We start from the raw sequence: 17,146 nt of genomic DNA, 5'->3' as shown, positions 1-17,146 counted from the left end.
TACTTGGCCTGTCACTTCAATGCCTGGGAAAACCAATAAAGGAAGCTGTTTATGCGCCTGAGTACCCGCGTTGCTGCGCTCTGTGCCGGACTTCTCGTCAGCCACCACGCCGCAGCGGCCGAGTTGCCACAACGCTGGGTCAGTGCCGGTGGGGCCTTGTCGGAGTGGGTCAGCGCGCTCGGCGGCGAATCGAAACTGGTCGGTGTCGACACCACCAGCCAGCACCCGGAATCGCTCAAGGCGTTGCCGAGCATCGGTTATCAGCGGCAGCTGTCGGCGGAGGGCATCTTGAGCTTACGCCCGCAGATACTGGTCGGCACCGAAGAAATGGGGCCGCCGCCGGTGATTTCGCAGATTCGCACGGCGGGGGTGCAAGTCGAACTGTTTTCGGCTCAGCCTGATCTGCCGACGTTGCACGCGAACTTGCAGCAGTTGGGCAAATTGCTCGGCGCCGAGGACAAGGCTGCGCAACTGTTCCAGGGCTATCAACAGCAGCTCGATCAGCAAAAGGTTCGGGTCACCAATGCGCAGCTGACGCAGCCCTCACCGGGTGTGCTGGTGCTGCTCGGTCATGCGGGCGGCAAGCCTCTTATCGCTGGCAAGGACACCGCGGCTGATTGGATGATTCAAAAGGCCGGTGGGCACAACCTGGCGACGCACACCGGTTACAAACCTTTTTCCAACGAGTCCTTGATCAGCCTGGACCCCGAGGTGCTGGTGTTTGCCGACCGCGCACTGAGCGGCGAGGCGGCGCGTGCGGCGCTGTTCAAGGAAAACCCTATTCTGTCTTCCACTCGCGCCGCCAAGGATGGGCGCGTCATGGAGCTCGATCCAACGCTGCTGGTGGGTGGGCTTGGCCCGCGATTGCCCGAGGCGTTGAAAAAGATCAGTGACGGTTTCTATCCCGGCACTGTTGCTCAATGACCGTCCTGGTAAAACCCCGGGCGTTGTTCATTGGCCTGAGCCTGCTGTGTTTACTGGCGATCTGGCTGTCGTTGGCGCTCGGGCCGGTGAGCCTGCCGTTGCTCGATACCTTGCGCGCAGCGTTACGCATGATCGGCCTGCCTTTTGCGCCTGACGGACTGGAGCAGGCCGAGCTGATCCTCGGGCAGATTCGCCTGCCGCGTACCTTGTTGGGATTGGCGGTGGGTGGTGTGCTGGCATTGTCGGGCGTGGCGATGCAGGGCTTGTTTCGCAACCCATTGGCCGATCCGGGGTTGGTGGGCGTTTCTGGTGGCGCGGCATTAGGCGCGGCCATCGCAATTGTCGGCGGCTCGGCGTTTGGTGGGTTGCCGGAATTCCTCGGGCCGTACCTTTTATCGCTGTGCGCGTTTCTCGGCGGGCTCGGCGTGACAGCGATGGTGTATCGACTGGGTCGGCGCAACGGGCAAACCGATGTCGCAACCATGCTGTTGGCGGGTCTCGCTTTGACGGCGCTGGCCGGCTCGGTCGTGGGGCTGTTTACTTACCTGGCAGACGACACGACTTTGCGAACGCTGACCTTCTGGAATCTGGGCAGTCTGAACGGTGCCAGTTATTCGCGACTCTGGCCGTTACTGTTGATCAGTGCCGGCGTGGCGCTGTGGTTGCCGCGTCGCGCCAAGGCGTTGAATGCGTTGTTGCTGGGCGAGTCGGAGGCCGGACACCTGGGCATCGACGTCGAAAAGCTCAAGCGTGAGTTGGTGCTTTGCACGGCGTTGGGTGTCGGCGCGGCGGTGGCAGCGGCGGGGATGATCGGCTTTGTCGGGCTGGTGGTGCCGCATCTGGTGCGTCTGCTGGCCGGGCCCGATCATCGGGTGTTGCTGCCGGCCTCGGTGCTGGCGGGCGCCAGTCTCCTGTTGTTCGCGGATCTGGTGGCGCGACTGGCCTTGGCGCCGGCGGAGTTGCCGATCGGAATCGTCACCGCGATGATCGGTGCGCCGGTCTTTCTTTATCTATTGCTGCGAGGGCGTGCCTGATGTTGCGAACGCAAAATCTGCACATCCGCCGAGGCCGCAAGATTGTCCTGATGGATATTACGCTTGAGCTCAAACCGGGAGAGGTCCTCGGCGTGCTGGGGCCTAACGGTGCGGGCAAAAGTACGTTGCTGGGCGCCTTGTGCGGCGAGTTGCAGGCTGATCATGCCAGCGTGTGGCTCGATGAGCGCGAGTTGCGTGACTGGACCGGCGCGCAACGAGCGCAACGCCTGGCGGTATTGCCACAAGTCTCGACCTTGAACTTCGCCTTTCGCGTCGAGGAAGTCGTCGGCATGGGACGCTTGCCGCACCAGACCGGCCGGGTCCGCGATGACGAAATCGTCGCCGCTGCGTTGCAGGCAGCCGATGCCGGGCATTTGAGCGGTCGCAGCTATCTGGCGTTGTCCGGCGGCGAACGCCAGCGGGTGCATCTGGCGCGGGTGCTGGCGCAACTCTGGCCGGGCGAGGCGGGGCAAACGCTGTTGCTCGACGAGCCGACTTCGATGCTTGATCCGCTGCATCAACACACCACCTTGCAAGCGGTGCGCGAGTTCGCCGATCGTGGCGCGTCCGTGTTGGTGATCCTGCATGATCTGAACCTGGCGGCGCGTTATTGTGATCGCCTGTTGTTGCTCGAAGGCGGGCGCCCGGTCGCACTCGATACCCCGGAGCAAGTGTTGCGTCCGGAACCGCTCAAGGCGGTATTCGGGCTGGACGTCTTGGTGCAGCAGCACCCGGAGCGTGGGCATCCGCTGATCATCGCCCGCTGAGTCATTGATAGAGGGTGTGGGCATGCGTGTGATGGTGATTCTGGCGGTGCTGATGCTGAGTGCTTGTCAGCATGTTTCGACGCCGCCGGTCACCGGCGAGATTCGCGACTTGCGCAGTGGTCAGACGTTGACGGCGCAAGAGCTGGTGGCGCGTCTGGCCAAGCCGTCGCGATTGATCGTGGGGGAGCAGCATGACAATCGCGATCACCATGAACTGCAACGCTGGTTATTGCAGGCGCTGGGAGAACAGCGCCCGCAAGGCAGTCTGCTGTTGGAAATGCTCACGCCGGATCAACAGCTGCGTGTCGATGACGTTCGCCACGCCTCGACGCTGCCCTCGGATTTGCCTGGTGCATTAGCCTGGCAACCTGGCTGGGACTGGAATCTGTATGGGCCGATCGTTCGTTTCACCCTGGCCCAACCGTATCCGCTGCTGGCTGCCAATCTGGACACAGTCGAGGTGCGTGCTTTTTACGCCCGGCCGCCGACATTAAGCGGCGCTCGCTCCAATGCCACGTCGGTCAAGGATGAGTTACTGGCACAGATCAGCGGTTCCCATTGTGGCCTGCTGCCCGAATCGCAAATGCCGGCGATGCTCGCCGTCCAGCAGCAACGTGACCGGCGCATGGCCGAGCGGCTGTTGGCTGCACCCACCCCTTCATTGCTGTTCGCCGGCGCTTACCACGCGCGAAAGGATGTCGGCGTGCCGATCCATGCGCTTGATCTGGGAGCGCCCGAAGCGCCCGTGGTTTTAATGCTGGCGCAGCAGGGCGGCGAAGTCACAGCGGCGATGGCCGATTACGTCTGGTACACGCCTGCCACGCCAGCGCCGGATTACTGTGCAGAGATGCGCAAGGGCCAGCCAAAATCAAAACCCTAAGCAACGGCAACAGATCCCCCTGTAGGAGCCGGCTTGCTGGCGATGGCGATGGTTCAGTCACTAAATGCGTTGACTGATACACCGCCATCGCCAGCAAGCCGGCTCCTACAGGGGATCGGTTTTGCCGGGGACTTTTGCGCAGGCAAAAAAAGACCCGGCAAGAGCCGGGTCAAATAACCGTGATTAGCCTGATGAGGAGATATCTGAGAGTCCGAACCAAGGGCTTTTCAAATATCGACCAGTCTCGCGACCAGTTGTGATAATCATAGCGATTCTCATTACCAAGTCAACCGCTGATTTTTCATTTCCTCGAAAATTGTCAGTTTCTTGGCGAGAGGCCCCGTAATCATTGGGCTTCAGACTACATTCCTGATGAACTCAGCTGCGTGGTGTGCTTGTTCAGCAGGTCAATGCGTCGGTCCACGCTCTCGATCAGGCTGTAGGTGATCTTCGGATTGCTTTGAGTGAGGCTGAGAAACTCTCCTTCGCTCCCGTTCAATTCTTGTGGCGTGACGAGATCGCTTCCAACTGTTTATTCAGGGCTTCCTTGCGCTCGGCGGGGATGTCGTTCCAATGCACATCCATCAGCGCGCCTTCGATCGCATATAACAACACCTTGGATGCCCGGAACCCGCGCGTGCGCACAGCCCGATAGGCATCCACCGCCCCCAGGCGACGCAAGTCCGAGGCGCTGTGGATGCCCACGGCATGCAGCCACTGCGCCGATGTCTTGCCAAGATTCTTCAGGTGCTGCAGTTCATCATTCATCAAGCCTCCTTGCGACGGCCGAACGGTGCGTGGGCAAGCTTCTGAGGAGTGTAGCCATCAGTAGGAAAAGCGTGATTGTTTGGTCGGTTTCGGAGCAAATGCTTCTAAGAAGCGACTCCGATGTGCAGCGTAAAAATACGCGAGCAAGGTAGGAAAAGGCGGAAGGGCGTCAAGTTCTCTAGCTGAAAACACCCACAGTCCAGCGCAAGGCGGGGGGCGCCAAGGCGGAGCACTGGACATGTCAGTTATCGGTCGTTTTTAACGGGTTCGATAACGCAGGCGTGTACCGAAATTCATCGACATCAGAATTTCGTCGGCACTCAGCTCTCGTGGAAAGTAGGCGCCGGAGATCTGCGCGTGGGCCAGGCTTGCGCCTTCCAGGTTTGAGTTGCTGAAATCGATGCCGCGCAAGTCGGCAGAGCGGAAGTAAGCATCGGTAAAGTCGATGCCGTCGGCATTCAGTTCACGCAGGTCCAGGCCTCGGAAGTCACCACCGACCATGTCGATAGGTCCGTCTTTTGGACGTTCGTTGTTGAAACCTGTGATGTCGTCTTTGTGCAGTAAGGCATAAAGCGGGGTGTCGAGAAGTTTCGGCTGGCTCATGTCACATCACCTGTTGGTTTTATGACGCCAGTATAGTGCCACTATTTGACAGCCGTGAAGCCAGCGAAGGCTCCACGGCTGAAATACTTTCTTACAGGCCCGGCAGGCGTTGGCGAATTTGCGCAACGACGGTGTCGAGGGTCCCGCTTTCATTGGTCTGCACGCGTTTGCTGCACAGAATCTCTTCTGGCGTCAGGGCTTCACGATTGGCTTGCTGCGCTTCGATAACGGCCAGGTTGGCGTCGGACGGATCCTTCTTGTCTGCCTGACGCAGGGCCAGCCAGCTTTCGATCACCGCTTGTGGCGCGTTGCAATCAAGGATCAGGAACGGCGCGCCGGTGGCTTCGGCAATCTTCGCCGCGCCGTCGCGCTGGTCGCGCTTGAGGTAAGTGGCATCGACCACCACCGGGAAACCGGCGCGCAGGATGACCGCGGCGATTTCATGCAGGCGAGCGTAGGTTGCGGCGCTGGCGTCGGCGCTATAAATGCCGGCCTGCGGATCGTTGGCGACAGTTTGTTCGCCGAACAGGCGTTTACGTTCGACATCGGAACGCAGGCGAATTGCGCCCAGCGCTTCCACCAGGCGCATGGCCACGTGGCTTTTGCCAACAGCGGAAACGCCGTGGGTGATGGCCATGAAGCGCGAAGGAATGGTGCTGTAGCTTTCCGCCAGGTTTGCATAGTTGCGGTACTGGCGCAGGGTCGTGGCGCGCTGCACCGGGTCGGCCTCGGCCGGCATGCTGAACAGGCTGACCTTGGCGCGAACCAGCGCACGGTAGGCTTTATAGAAGTTCAGCAGTTCCAGGCCCTGGTAATCGCCGGTCAACTCCAGGTATTGGCTGATAAAGCGACGGGCCAGGCTCTTCAGGCCACGGTCTTCAAGGTCCATCGCCAGGAAACCGGTGTCGGCATAGACGTCGGTGAAGCGGAACGGCTCGTTGAATTCGATGCAGTCAAAGATCACGACCTTGCCATCGATCACGGTGGCGTTGCCCAGGTGGATGTCACCGTGACACTCGCGGATGAACCCCTCGGCCTTGCGCTGGGCAAACAGTGGCTTGAGGCGTTCGAAGCTGCTTTCGGCCCAGGCTTGCAAGGCATCGAGTTGCAGCAGGTCCGCCTTGTCACTCAGGAACGGGCGGATCTGCTCGAAGTTTTGCCGCACTGGCGCCATGACGCTGTCCGGCGTGCCGGCTTCGTGTTCCGCAGGCACCTTTGGTGCGGTGAGGTGGAATTGCGCAATCTGTGCGGCCATCTCGTCGATGTGCGCGGTGGTCAATTCGCCGTTGGCTTGCAGCGTGCTGAGCAGTTGGCTCTGTGGGAACTGACGCATTTTCAGCGCGTATTCGATGACCGGGCCGTCGCCGCCCAGTTGTGGCGCTTCGGCGCTGCCGGTAATTGGCAATACTTCGAGATACAAATCATTGGTCAGGCGCTGGTTCAGGCGCAGTTCTTCACCACAGAAATGCTCGCGGGCATCGAGGCTGGTGAAGTCGAGGAAGCCGAAGTTGACTGGCTTCTTCACTTTATAAGCGAAAGCGCCTGTGAGAATGACCCAGGAGATGTGGGTTTCGATGAGCTGAAACCCGTCTACCGGGTGCGGGTAGAGGGCCGGGTTTTGCAGGGCGGCGATCAGGGACTGGCTCACAGGCGTTCCTTCAGAGTCTGGGAAAATTCACGGCCGCCATTATGGCCGCAAGTCTGCCCGACGCAAACCTCGGCGGGCTCCTGTTGAGTATGAATAAAGTGCGTATAATCCGGCGCCATGACTCGTACTCGATCCCCCCGTACCCCCAAAAAACCACCTTCCAGGGGCCTGCGCCCTTGGCTGGGCTGGGCCCTTAAACTCAGTCTGGTCGGCCTTGTGGTGCTCGCCGGGTTCGCGGTTTACCTCGACGCTATTGTCCAGGAGAAGTTCTCCGGCAAGCGTTGGACTATCCCGGCCAAGGTGTATGCGCGCCCGCTCGAGCTGTTCACCGGCCAGAAGCTGAGCAAGGAAGACTTCCTCACCGAACTCGACGCCCTGGGCTATCGCCGCGAAAGCGTGAGCAACGGCCCCGGCGCAGCAGCGGTCAACGGCAACACCGTTGACTTGAATACCCGTGGTTTCCAGTTCTATGAAGGCATGGAGAACGCCCAGCCCGTGCGCGTGCGATTCTCCGGCGACTACGTGGCCGAACTTTCGGCGACCAACGGTTCGAAGCTTTCTGTGGTGCGGCTGGAACCGCTGCTGATCGGCGGGATTTATCCGAAGAATCTCGAAGACCGCATTCTGATCAACATCGATCAGGTGCCGCCGTATCTGCTGGAAACCCTGGTCGCTGTAGAAGACCGGGACTTCTATAGCCACTGGGGCGTGTCGCCGAAGTCGATTGTCCGCGCCATTTGGGTCAACACCTCTGGCGGCAAGATGACCCAGGGCGGTAGTACCCTGACGCAACAGTTGGTCAAGAACTTCTACCTGACCAGCGAACGCAGCCTGAGCCGCAAACTCACCGAAGCCATGATGGCGATGCTGCTTGAGCTGCATTACGACAAGCGGGAGATTCTTGAGGCTTACCTCAACGAAGTGTTCGTCGGTCAGGATGGCCAGCGCGCGGTGCACGGTTTCGGCCTCGCCAGCCAGTTCTTCTTCGGGCAGCCGTTGTCCGAACTGAAACTGCATCAAGTCGCGATGCTGGTGGGCATGGTCAAGGGACCGTCCTATTACAACCCCCGTCGCAATCCGGAACGGGCGCTCGAGCGGCGCAACCTGGTGCTCGATGTGCTTGAGCAGCAAGGCGTCGCCACCGCCGAGCAGGTCGCTGCGGCGAAGAAAATGCCTTTGGGCGTGACGACGCGCGGCAAACTGGCCGACAGTTCGTTCCCTGGGTTTCTCGACCTGGTTAAACGTCAACTGCGCGAAGACTATCGCGACGAAGACTTGACCGAAGAAGGCCTGCGGATCTTCACCAGTTTCGATCCTATTTTGCAGATGAAGGCTGAAGCGTCGGTCAACGATACGTTCAAGCGCTTGTCCGGCCGTAAAGGTTCCGATGACGTTGAAGCCGCGATGGTCGTGACCAACCCGGAAACCGGTGAAGTCCAGGCCATGATCGGCAGTCGCCAGGCAAGCTTCGCCGGGTTCAACCGGGCGCTGGATGCTGTGCGACCGATCGGTTCGTTGATCAAGCCGGCGGTTTATCTGACAGCCCTTGAGAAACCTAGCCAGTACACGTTGACCAGTTGGCTGTCAGACGAATCCTTCTCGGTAAAAGGCGCGGACGGGCAGGTCTGGAAACCGCAAAACTATGATCGCCGCTCCCATGGCACTGTTTTCCTTTATCAGGGCCTGGCGCACTCCTACAACCTGTCGACCGCGCGTCTCGGGTTGGCGGTGGGCGTGCCGAATGTCTTGAAGACGCTGGCGCGCCTGGGTGTCAGTCGCGAGTTTCCGGCATTCCCGTCGATGCTGCTGGGTGCCGGCGGCATGACCCCGATCGAAGTGGCGACCATGTACCAGACCCTCGCCAACGGTGGCTTCAATACGCCGATGCGCGGGATTCGTAGCGTGCTGACGGCGGAAGGCGAGCCGCTCAAGCGCTATCCGTTCCAGATTCAGCAGCGTTTCGATCCGGCGTCCATTTACCTGATCCAGAGTGCCATGCAGCGGGTCATGCGCGAAGGCACCGGCAGTTCGGTTTACAACGTGTTACCGAAAACCCTGACGCTGGCGGGCAAGACCGGTACGAGTAACGATTCGCGAGACAGCTGGTTCGCCGGTTTCAGTCAGGACTTGCTGGCGGTGGTGTGGCTGGGTCGCGATGACAACGGCAAGACCCCGTTTACCGGTGCCACTGGCGCGTTGCAGGTCTGGACCAGTTTCATGCGCAAGGCCGATCCGTTGCCGCTGGACATGCCGCAGCCGGATAATGTGGTTCAGGCCTGGGTCGATTCACATACCGGACAAGGCTCTGATGCCAACTGCCCAGGCGCCGTGCAGATGCCGTATATTCGCGGCAGTGAACCGCCTCCCGGCGCTGCTTGCGGTGGCGAAAGCCCTGTTAACGGTGAAACGGTGATGGATTGGGTCAAGGGCTGGATGAATTAAGCAAAGAGGGTTTCAAGTGAACAAATGGTTGATTCCAGCGGTTGCCGCCGTGGCTTTGCTCAGCGGTTGCTCCAGCGTACAGCGTGGTTCGATTCCGGTTGTGGATTCCGGCAGCGCCGTTTCCAACAGTGAACGTGTTTCGGCCAATGGCGGTTTTCGTCAAACGACGGTTAAACGTCCTGTGCAATCCCAGACCCAGGCGATCCCGCAAGGTGACACCGGCGTCGTGGTGATGGTGCCGGGTGGCGGTGCAGTTGCATCGGCACCGATCAGCACTTCGCCGATTACGCCAGGCCCGATCACTTCGGGTCCGATCGACACTTCGCCAGTCCAGTCGGCCCCGATCAATCAGGGCAGCTACAGCATGCCGTCGACGCCAAGCGGTATTCCTTCGTCGAGCGCCGGTGGTCTGTCAGCTGATGAACAGCTGGACGGTCCGGTATTGGCGCTGCTGACCACTGCTCAGCAGCAACAGGCTGGCGGTGACCTCAACGGTGCTTCTTCCAGTCTGGAGCGCGCCCAGCGTGTTGCACCGCGTGAGCCGCAAGTGCTTTATCGTCTGGCGCAGGTTCGCATGGCCCAAGGTGATGCGGCACAAGCCGAGCAGTTCGCTCGTCGTGGTCTGACCCTCGCCAATGGGCGTCCGGCACTTCAGGCCAGTCTGTGGGAATTGATCGGTCAGGCACGTGATAAGCAGGGTGATTCCGCTGGCGCTGCACTGGCCCGTCAGAAGGCCAAGGTTTCGCTGTGATGGACGCACGCTTTCCGAAAATTGCCGAGCAGCTGTTGTTGATCGAGCGCGAGTTGCGGGTTCAGGGGTGGTGGGACGAGGTCTCGCCATCGGTTGAAGCGCTGTCCAGTGTCGAGCCGTTCTCGGTCGATACGCTGGATTTCGAGCAGTGGCTGCAATGGATCTTCCTGCCGCGCATGAAAGCGATCCTCGAGCAGGATTTGCCGCTGCCCAATGCCTCGGGCATTCAGGAGATGGCGGAAATGGTCTTCGCCAGCCGCAATGTCCAGGGCAAGGATCGGCAGTTGCAGGTGCTGCTCAAAGAGTTCGACCAGCTGATCACCGCCTCCCGCTGACCCCGATTTCTTGTAGGAGCAGAGCTTGCTCGCGAAGGCGGCGTAACATTCAAAAGATATGTTGAATGTTACGCCGCCTTCGTCGGAACGCCGCCCGGAGCAAGCTCTGCTCCTTCAGGTATCTACTGGCAGTTTTCAGCGATCTGTCTTTGTGCTTCAGCAGTTCGTTCCTGACGTTGCTCGTCGGTCAGGCGCCGCATCTCACCCTCGACATCCTCCCGTATCCGCGGATTGTTCTGCAGTTGAGCCAGGTTCGTCCGCGCCTGCTCGCAGAATACCTTTAGCTGCGCTTGCTGCTCGGCGACCTGTTTTTTAACGGTCTTATCGATGGCCTGTTGATCGCCAATGGCGTTACTACGGGGCAGCGTAGCCGGCTTGTTTGCAGGGGAGGGCGTGACAACGGTCGTGGCTTGCCGGCCCTGGGGCGGTTGCGCATCGAAGTGGGTAACGCCTTGTTCATCGACCCACGTGTAAATCTGAGCGGCCATGCACAAAGGGCTGATGGCGATCAGCAGGCTGGCGGTCAGGAAAAACGTTCGCATGCCATTTCCTTGTATTGGGTTGCGCAATTGAAGCTAACACAGTTGCTGTTTAGCGGTTTTTTCTTGCTTTCTCATGTGCTTACTTCAATAAAGCACATTGACGACTTGACTTGCAGGGGACGAAACAGAAGAATCCAAAGTCCGCTGTAGAGGGACTGCCAGAAGCAGACCCACTCGGCAGATCATGAGGCGCACATCCGCGCCGACCTGTTACACCCGCAACGCGTTACCTCGCGCTGGGTGGGAAAGCCCCGCAACACTTGGGACGATCCCAATACTTGCTCAGTCAGTGCTGACGTAGTCGGCGACCACCGTCGCTCATGCTCTGCCGAGAAGTAAACCTATTAAGACCCGTCCTCTTGTATGTGGGCGGTATTCTGGCGTTTTAGAGGTGAACAACGTGGAGCTTTTATCTGGCGGTGAGATGCTCGTCCGCTTTTTGCGTGACGAAGGCGTCAAGTACATCTACGGGTACCCGGGTGGTGCTCTTCTTCATGTTTACGATGCCCTGTTCAAAGAACCGGAAGTGACCCACATCCTGGTTCGTCACGAGCAGGCTGCGACCCATATGGCTGACGGCTACGCCCGTGCCACCGGTAAAGCCGGTGTGGTACTGGTGACCTCCGGCCCGGGCGCAACCAACGCCATTACCGGTATTGCCACGGCCTACATGGACTCCATTCCGATGGTGGTCATTTCCGGCCAGGTGCCTAGCAACATGGTTGGCACCGATGCGTTCCAGGAAACCGACATGATCGGTATCTCCCGGCCGATCGTGAAGCACAGCTTCATGATCAAGCACGCGTCGGAAATCCCGGAAGTCATGAAGAAAGCGTTCTACCTGGCGCAATCCGGTCGTCCTGGTCCGGTCGTTGTCGATATCCCGAAAGACATGACCAACCCGGCCGAGAAGTTCGAATACATCTTCCCGAAAAAAGCCAAGCTGCGTTCCTACAGCCCGGCCGTTCGCGGTCACTCCGGACAAATCCGCAAGGCAGCCGAAATGCTCCTGGCGGCCAAGCGTCCTGTGATGTACGCAGGCGGCGGTGTGATTCTCGGTGGTGGCTCCGCGCCGCTGACCGAGTTGGCGAAGATGCTCAACCTGCCAGTGACCAATACCCTGATGGGTCTGGGTGCCTACCCTGGCACCGACCGTCAGTTCATCGGCATGCTCGGCATGCACGGCAGCTACACCGCCAACCTGGCGATGCACCATGCTGACGTGATCCTCGCAGTCGGCGCACGCTTCGACGATCGTGTCATCAACGGCGCGTCGAAGTTCTGCCCGAATGCCAAGATCATTCACATCGACATCGACCCGGCTTCGATCTCCAAGACCATCAAGGCCGACGTGCCGATCGTTGGTCCGGTGGAAAGCGTCCTGACCGAAATGGTCGCGATCCTCAAGGAAATCGGCGAGACCCCGAACAAGGAGTCCGTTGCCAGCTGGTGGAAGCAAGTTGATGAGTGGCGCGGTGATCGCGGCCTGTTCCCTTACGACAAGGGCGACGGCAGTGTCATCAAGCCGCAGACCGTGATCGAAACCCTGTGCGAAGTGACCAAGGGCGATGCCTTTGTTGCCTCCGACGTGGGTCAGCACCAAATGTTCGCGGCGCAGTACTACAAGTTCAACAAGCCGAACCGCTGGATCAACTCCGGTGGCCTGGGCACCATGGGCTTCGGTTTCCCGGCGGCCATGGGTATCAAGTTGAGCTTTCCGGATGCCGACGTCGCCTGCGTAACGGGCGAAGGCAGTATCCAGATGAACATTCAGGAACTGTCCACCTGTCTGCAATATGGTTTGCCGGTCAAAATCGTCATCCTGAACAACGGCGTTCTGGGTATGGTTCGTCAGTGGCAGGACATGAGCTACGGTAGCCGTCACTCGCACTCCTACATGGAATCGTTGCCTGACTTCGTCAAGTTGGCAGAGGCGTATGGCCATGTCGGCGTGCGCATCACCGACTCGAAAGATTTGAAGTCGAAGATGGAAGAAGCATTCGCCATGAAGGATCGCCTGGTGGTCATCGATATTGCAGTCGACACCAGCGAGCACGTCTATCCGATGCAGATCAAAGACGGCTCCATGCGCGATATGTGGCTGAGCAAGACGGAGCGTACTTAATCATGCGGCACATTATTTCCTTGCTTCTGGAAAACGAACCCGGTGCTCTGTCGCGTGTAGTCGGCCTGTTCTCGCAGCGCAACTACAACATCGAAAGCCTGACCGTGGCGCCAACCGAAGACCCGACCTTGTCGCGTCTGACGCTGACCACCGTTGGTCACGATGAGATCATCGAGCAGATCACCAAGAACCTGAACAAGCTGATCGAAGTGGTCAAACTGGTCGACCTATCGGAAAGTGCTCACATCGAGCGCGAACTGATGCTGGTCAAGGTCAAGGCCACCGGTGCCCAGCGCGCCGAGATCAAGCGCACCACCGATATTTACCGTGGGCAGATCGTCGATGTCAGCGCTAGCGTGTATACCGTTCAATTGACCGGTACCAGCGACAAGCTCGACAGCTTCATTCAGTCCATCGGCACCGCGTCGATCCTGGAAACCGTCCGCAGCGGCGTAACCGGTATTGCTCGCGGCGACAAAGTACTCAGCATCTAAACCAAATTAGCGAATGGCCTGAACGGCCTGGATATATAGGGGAAATTCATGAAAGTTTTCTACGATAAAGACTGCGACCTGTCGATCATCCAGGGCAAGAAAGTTGCCATCATCGGTTACGGTTCCCAAGGCCACGCTCAAGCGTGCAACCTGAAAGACTCCGGCGTTGACGTCACTGTTGGCCTGCGTAAAGGTTCGGCGACCGTTGCCAAAGCCGAAGCTCACGGCCTGAAAGTGACCGACGTTGCTTCCGCTGTTGCGGCTGCCGACCTGGTCATGATCCTGACCCCGGACGAGTTCCAGTCCTCCCTGTACAAAAACGAAATCGAGCCGAACATCAAGAAAGGCGCCACCCTGGCCTTCTCCCACGGCTTCGCGATCCACTACAACCAGGTTGTTCCGCGCGCTGACCTCGACGTGATCATGATCGCGCCGAAAGCACCGGGCCACACCGTGCGTTCCGAGTTCGTCAAAGGCGGCGGTATCCCTGACCTGATCGCTATCTATCAGGATGCTTCCGGCAACGCCAAAAACGTTGCGCTGTCCTACGCTGCCGGCGTTGGTGGCGGTCGTACCGGTATCATCGAAACCACTTTCAAGGACGAGACCGAAACCGACCTGTTCGGCGAACAAGCCGTTCTGTGCGGTGGTACCGTTGAACTGGTCAAGGCCGGTTTCGAAACCCTGGTTGAAGCTGGCTACGCGCCAGAAATGGCCTACTTCGAATGCCTGCACGAACTGAAACTGATCGTTGACCTCATGTACGAAGGCGGTATCGCCAACATGAACTACTCGATCTCCAACAACGCTGAATACGGCGAGTACGTGACTGGTCCGGAAGTGATCAACGCCGAATCCCGTCAGGCCATGCGCAACGCCCTGAAACGTATTCAAGACGGCGAATACGCCAAGATGTTCATCAGCGAAGGCGCAACCGGCTATCCTTCGATGACCGCCAAGCGTCGTAACAACGCCGCTCACGGTATCGAAATCATCGGCGAGCAACTGCGCTCCATGATGCCGTGGATCGGTGCCAACAAGATCGTCGACAAAGCCAAAAACTAAGTCGCACACTTGTACGGAAAACGCGGCCTAGGCCGCGTTTTTTCGTTTAGGAGGCCGGTTCTGGTATAAAGCTGCATCGTTTGTGGCCGAACCGTCGTCCCAGACACCTGTCGAAACTTTCCACCCCGTTGCAAGGTAATGTCCATGAGCGAACGTCCCGAAGAGCCAAACCAGGCTTCTGACGCCGAAAGCCTGCTGCCCATCGATGAACACGTCGAAGAAGGGCATGACGCTGAAGGTCGTAAAGTCCGGCATCGTGGTATCTATCTTTTGCCGAATCTGTTCACCACTGCGAACCTGTTCGCAGGGTTCTACTCCATCATCAATTCAATGAGTGCCCAGAGTGCCTTGAGTGCAGGTGATGCGATTGGCGCGAGCAAGTATTTTGCGTTTGCCGCGATCGCCATTTTTGTCGCCATGGTGCTCGACGGTCTCGACGGTCGCGTTGCCCGTATGACCAACACCCAGAGTGCCTTCGGTGCCGAGTACGACTCGCTGTCCGATATGGTCGCCTTCGGTGTCGCGCCAGCACTGCTGGCATTTGGCTGGGCCTTGGGTGATATGGGCAAGGTCGGCTGGATGGTCGCCTTCATTTATGTCGCTGGCGCTGCGTTGCGCCTGGCACGCTTCAACACCCAGGTGGGCACCGCCGACAAGCGCTACTTCATCGGTCTGGCCAGTCCGGCTGCGGCGGGTGTGGTTGCGGGTATTGTCTGGGCGTTCAGCGATTACGGCATTCAGGGTTCCAAGATGTCTTTCCTGGTAGCGCTGATGGTTGCGGCCGCCGGCATGCTGATGGTCAGCAACATCAAGTACAACAGCTTCAAGGAGCTGGACCTGAAAGGACGTGTACCTTTCGTGGCGATCCTTGCTGTGGTGTTGGTGTTTGCCGTCGTGTTCAGTGATCCGCCGCGCATCCTGCTGCTGGTTTTCCTCGCCTATGCAGCGTCTGGCCCGGTTCAATACCTGTTACGTCTTCGTCGGCACAAAAGCGTGTAATTTCCCTCATACTCCGCAGTCTATTGGTGCATCTGTCCTCCAATGCTGCGGAGTTGCCATGCTGATCAAAGTCCCCAAGTCATCCGACTGCCATGAGTCGGATGTCACGCCTGAATCCCTCTATCTATCTCGCCGTAATGTACTGGGTGCCGCCGTTGCCGGTTTGGCTGTGAGCAGCTTGCCGCGTTGGGCCAGTGCTGACGATGCCGCGCGATACGCGGATGTCGAGGCGGGCAACGCGCCATCCTGGTTTGCCGAAAAACTCCCTTCTACCAAGTGGGGGGCGGTCACCGTCAAGGATGAGGCGATCACGCCGTTCAAGGATGCGACCCACTACAACAACTTCTATGAGTTCGGTACCGACAAGGGTGATCCGGCCGCCAACGCCGGTTCTCTGAAAACCGAACCGTGGAGCGTGGTGGTGGACGGGGAGGTGGGTAAGCCGGGGCGATATGCGCTGGAGGACTTCATGAAGCCTTATCAGCTGGAGGAGCGCATCTATCGTCTTCGCTGTGTAGAGGCCTGGTCGATGGTCATTCCATGGATCGGATTTCCCATCTCTGCGTTGCTCAATGTTGTTGAGCCAACCTCCAAGGCAAAATTCATTCGCTTCGAAACGCTGCAGGACCCTAAGACCATGCCAGGGCAGCGCTCTGGTTTTGCCCTGATCGACTGGCCCTATGTAGAAGGGCTGCGTCTGGACGAGGCGATGAATCCGTTGGCGATTCTTGCAGTGGGCATGTACGGGCGTGAGTTGCCTAACCAGAACGGCGCGCCTCTGCGCCTGGTGGTGCCGTGGAAGTACGGCTTCAAGAGCGTCAAATCCATCGTGCGGATCAGTCTGGTCAGCGAGCAACCGAAAACCACCTGGCAAAGCATTGCTGCGGACGAGTACGGCTTCTATGCCAACGTAAATCCGACAGTCGATCATCCGCGCTGGACGCAGGCTCGGGAGCGGCGGCTGCCAAGCGGTCTGTTCAAGCCCAATGTGCGTGACACGCAGATGTTCAACGGCTACTCGGACGAAGTTGCTTCTCTATATACAGGGCTCGATCTGCGGAAGAACTACTGATGCGATATCCGTTCTGGCGAGTGAGTGTCTTCATCGCTGCTGCGGTATGGCCGCTGCTCTGGCTCTATCAGGCTTGGGCGGATGTGCTGGGGCCGGATCCCGGCAAGGTGCTGGTTGATCGGTTGGGGTTGGGGACGCTTGTACTGCTGCTTATTACATTGAGTTTCACGCCGTTGCTGAAGCTCACCGGTTGGGCGGGGTGGGTTGCTGTCCGACGGCAGCTGGGTTTGTGGTGCTTCGCTTATGTAGTTCTCCATCTGAGTGGCTATATAGCGTTCATTCTTGGCTTTGATTGGTCGCAGCTGGGTGTCGAGTTGCGCAAGCGGCCGTACATTATTGTCGGTGTGCTGGGGTTCCTTTGTTTGCTGGCGTTGGCGATAACCTCCAACCGCTACAGTCAGCGTCGGTTGGGGACTGGCTGGAAGAAGCTGCATCGACTGGCTTATGGAGTTCTCGGTCTTGGCTTGCTGCATATGTTGTGGATCGTGCGTGCCGATCTGAAGGAGTGGGCGGTCTACGCCTCTATAGGCGCGCTGCTATTGGTGTTGCGGTTACCGCTTGTCGCTCGTCGAATTCCGCGTTTAGTAGCTAAAAAGACACCTTCTGAAAGAAAAGCATAATTAGGTGTTGACGGCAGATTCTAGAAGTCTATAATTCGCCCCACTTCCGGCGCAGTCGAAACGGAAAACTCCTTGGT

General features: G+C 58.8%; 17 protein-coding genes and 1 pseudogene. 13 read left to right on the top strand and 5 right to left on the bottom strand.

Going from position 1 to position 17,146, the window contains the following annotated elements:
- Positions 1-51 precede the first annotated feature (51 nt).
- From ACM6IO_RS03985 to ACM6IO_RS03970, 4 genes are read left to right on the top strand one after another with little or no spacing between them, the layout of a single operon-like run.
- A complete protein-coding gene (locus ACM6IO_RS03985) occupies positions 52-924 on the top strand; it encodes a heme/hemin ABC transporter substrate-binding protein (protein ID WP_414910993.1) in 873 nt (290 codons plus the stop codon).
- Positions 921-1,958 carry a FecCD family ABC transporter permease gene (locus ACM6IO_RS03980; protein WP_414910992.1) on the top strand — a complete coding sequence of 346 codons (1,038 nt, stop codon included), beginning with the start codon at positions 921-923 and terminating at the stop codon, positions 1,956-1,958. Before ACM6IO_RS03985 ends, ACM6IO_RS03980 begins: the two co-directional genes overlap by 4 nt.
- Positions 1,958-2,725, top strand: coding sequence for a heme ABC transporter ATP-binding protein (locus ACM6IO_RS03975; protein WP_008036387.1), 768 nt, complete (start codon positions 1,958-1,960; stop codon positions 2,723-2,725). The genes ACM6IO_RS03980 and ACM6IO_RS03975 overlap by 1 nt, the downstream gene beginning before the upstream one ends.
- Before the next feature lie 22 nt (positions 2,726-2,747).
- On the top strand, positions 2,748-3,605 hold the full coding sequence (locus tag ACM6IO_RS03970) for a ChaN family lipoprotein (RefSeq protein WP_414910991.1): 858 nt from the start codon (positions 2,748-2,750) through the stop codon (positions 3,603-3,605).
- A gap of 361 nt (positions 3,606-3,966) precedes the next feature.
- Here the strand turns inward: ACM6IO_RS03970 and ACM6IO_RS03965 are convergent.
- From ACM6IO_RS03965 to ACM6IO_RS03950, 4 genes and pseudogenes are all read right to left on the bottom strand, one after another.
- Positions 3,967-4,086 (bottom strand): annotated as a pseudogene (locus ACM6IO_RS03965) (cAMP-binding protein); the annotation flags it as partial.
- 14 nt (positions 4,087-4,100) lie between these two features.
- On the bottom strand, positions 4,101-4,373 hold the full coding sequence (locus ACM6IO_RS03960; RefSeq protein ID WP_007971093.1) for a TfoX/Sxy family protein: 273 nt from the start codon (positions 4,371-4,373) through the stop codon (positions 4,101-4,103).
- Positions 4,374-4,631: 258 nt separating this feature from the next.
- The gene (locus ACM6IO_RS03955; RefSeq protein WP_008033166.1) at positions 4,632-4,976 is read right to left on the bottom strand and encodes a pentapeptide repeat-containing protein; all 345 of its coding nucleotides are present in this window, start codon (positions 4,974-4,976) and stop codon (positions 4,632-4,634) included.
- Between the two features lie 91 nt (positions 4,977-5,067).
- Positions 5,068-6,624: an AAA family ATPase gene (locus tag ACM6IO_RS03950; RefSeq protein WP_223416207.1), complete on the bottom strand. Its 1,557-nt coding sequence runs from the start codon at positions 6,622-6,624 to the stop codon at positions 5,068-5,070.
- 117 nt (positions 6,625-6,741) lie between these two features.
- On the opposite strand from ACM6IO_RS03950, the gene mrcB reads away from it, so the two are divergent.
- Genes mrcB through ACM6IO_RS03935 form a run of 3 tightly spaced genes read left to right on the top strand, consistent with a single transcriptional unit; the run spans position 6,742 to position 10,152 of the window.
- Entirely contained in the window at positions 6,742-9,066 is a 2,325-nt protein-coding gene (gene mrcB / locus ACM6IO_RS03945; RefSeq protein WP_192420004.1) for a penicillin-binding protein 1B, read from the top strand.
- Positions 9,067-9,082: 16 nt separating this feature from the next.
- On the top strand, positions 9,083-9,817 hold the full coding sequence (locus ACM6IO_RS03940) for a tetratricopeptide repeat protein (RefSeq protein WP_008036407.1): 735 nt from the start codon (positions 9,083-9,085) through the stop codon (positions 9,815-9,817).
- Complete coding sequence (locus ACM6IO_RS03935; protein ID WP_008036409.1) at positions 9,817-10,152, top strand: YqcC family protein; 336 nt, start codon at positions 9,817-9,819, stop codon at positions 10,150-10,152. The genes ACM6IO_RS03940 and ACM6IO_RS03935 overlap by 1 nt, the downstream gene beginning before the upstream one ends.
- Positions 10,153-10,274: 122 nt before the next feature.
- On the opposite strand, the gene ACM6IO_RS03930 is transcribed toward ACM6IO_RS03935, so the two are convergent.
- The gene (locus ACM6IO_RS03930) at positions 10,275-10,694 is read right to left on the bottom strand and encodes a DUF4124 domain-containing protein (RefSeq protein WP_414910990.1); all 420 of its coding nucleotides are present in this window, start codon (positions 10,692-10,694) and stop codon (positions 10,275-10,277) included.
- Between the two features lie 400 nt (positions 10,695-11,094).
- Here ACM6IO_RS03930 and ACM6IO_RS03925 point away from each other — a divergent pair, with 400 nt between their 5' ends.
- From ACM6IO_RS03925 to msrQ, 6 genes are all read left to right on the top strand, one after another.
- Complete coding sequence (locus ACM6IO_RS03925; RefSeq protein ID WP_008033158.1) at positions 11,095-12,819, top strand: acetolactate synthase 3 large subunit; 1,725 nt, start codon at positions 11,095-11,097, stop codon at positions 12,817-12,819.
- A gap of 2 nt (positions 12,820-12,821) precedes the next feature.
- Positions 12,822-13,313: an acetolactate synthase small subunit gene (gene ilvN / locus ACM6IO_RS03920; protein ID WP_003205610.1), complete on the top strand. Its 492-nt coding sequence runs from the start codon at positions 12,822-12,824 to the stop codon at positions 13,311-13,313.
- A gap of 48 nt (positions 13,314-13,361) precedes the next feature.
- Positions 13,362-14,378 (top strand): ketol-acid reductoisomerase, encoded by a 1,017-nt coding sequence (ilvC, locus tag ACM6IO_RS03915; RefSeq protein WP_003228216.1) that lies wholly within the window; start codon positions 13,362-13,364, stop codon positions 14,376-14,378.
- A 144-nt stretch (positions 14,379-14,522) separates the two neighbouring features.
- Complete coding sequence (gene pssA / locus ACM6IO_RS03910; RefSeq protein WP_008033154.1) at positions 14,523-15,377, top strand: CDP-diacylglycerol--serine O-phosphatidyltransferase; 855 nt, start codon at positions 14,523-14,525, stop codon at positions 15,375-15,377.
- 58 nt (positions 15,378-15,435) lie between these two features.
- The gene (gene msrP, locus ACM6IO_RS03905) at positions 15,436-16,449 is read left to right on the top strand and encodes a protein-methionine-sulfoxide reductase catalytic subunit MsrP (RefSeq protein WP_192227971.1); all 1,014 of its coding nucleotides are present in this window, start codon (positions 15,436-15,438) and stop codon (positions 16,447-16,449) included.
- Complete coding sequence (gene msrQ / locus ACM6IO_RS03900; protein WP_414910989.1) at positions 16,449-17,069, top strand: protein-methionine-sulfoxide reductase heme-binding subunit MsrQ; 621 nt, start codon at positions 16,449-16,451, stop codon at positions 17,067-17,069. The genes msrP and msrQ overlap by 1 nt, the downstream gene beginning before the upstream one ends.
- The last annotated feature ends 77 nt before the right edge of the window (positions 17,070-17,146 follow it).

The sequence above is a fragment of the Pseudomonas sp. IT-P44 genome, assembly GCF_949768225.1.
GTDB classification, from domain to species: Bacteria; Pseudomonadota; Gammaproteobacteria; order Pseudomonadales; family Pseudomonadaceae; genus Aquipseudomonas; species Aquipseudomonas migulae.
This window is presented reverse-complemented; position numbering and strand designations above follow the sequence as displayed.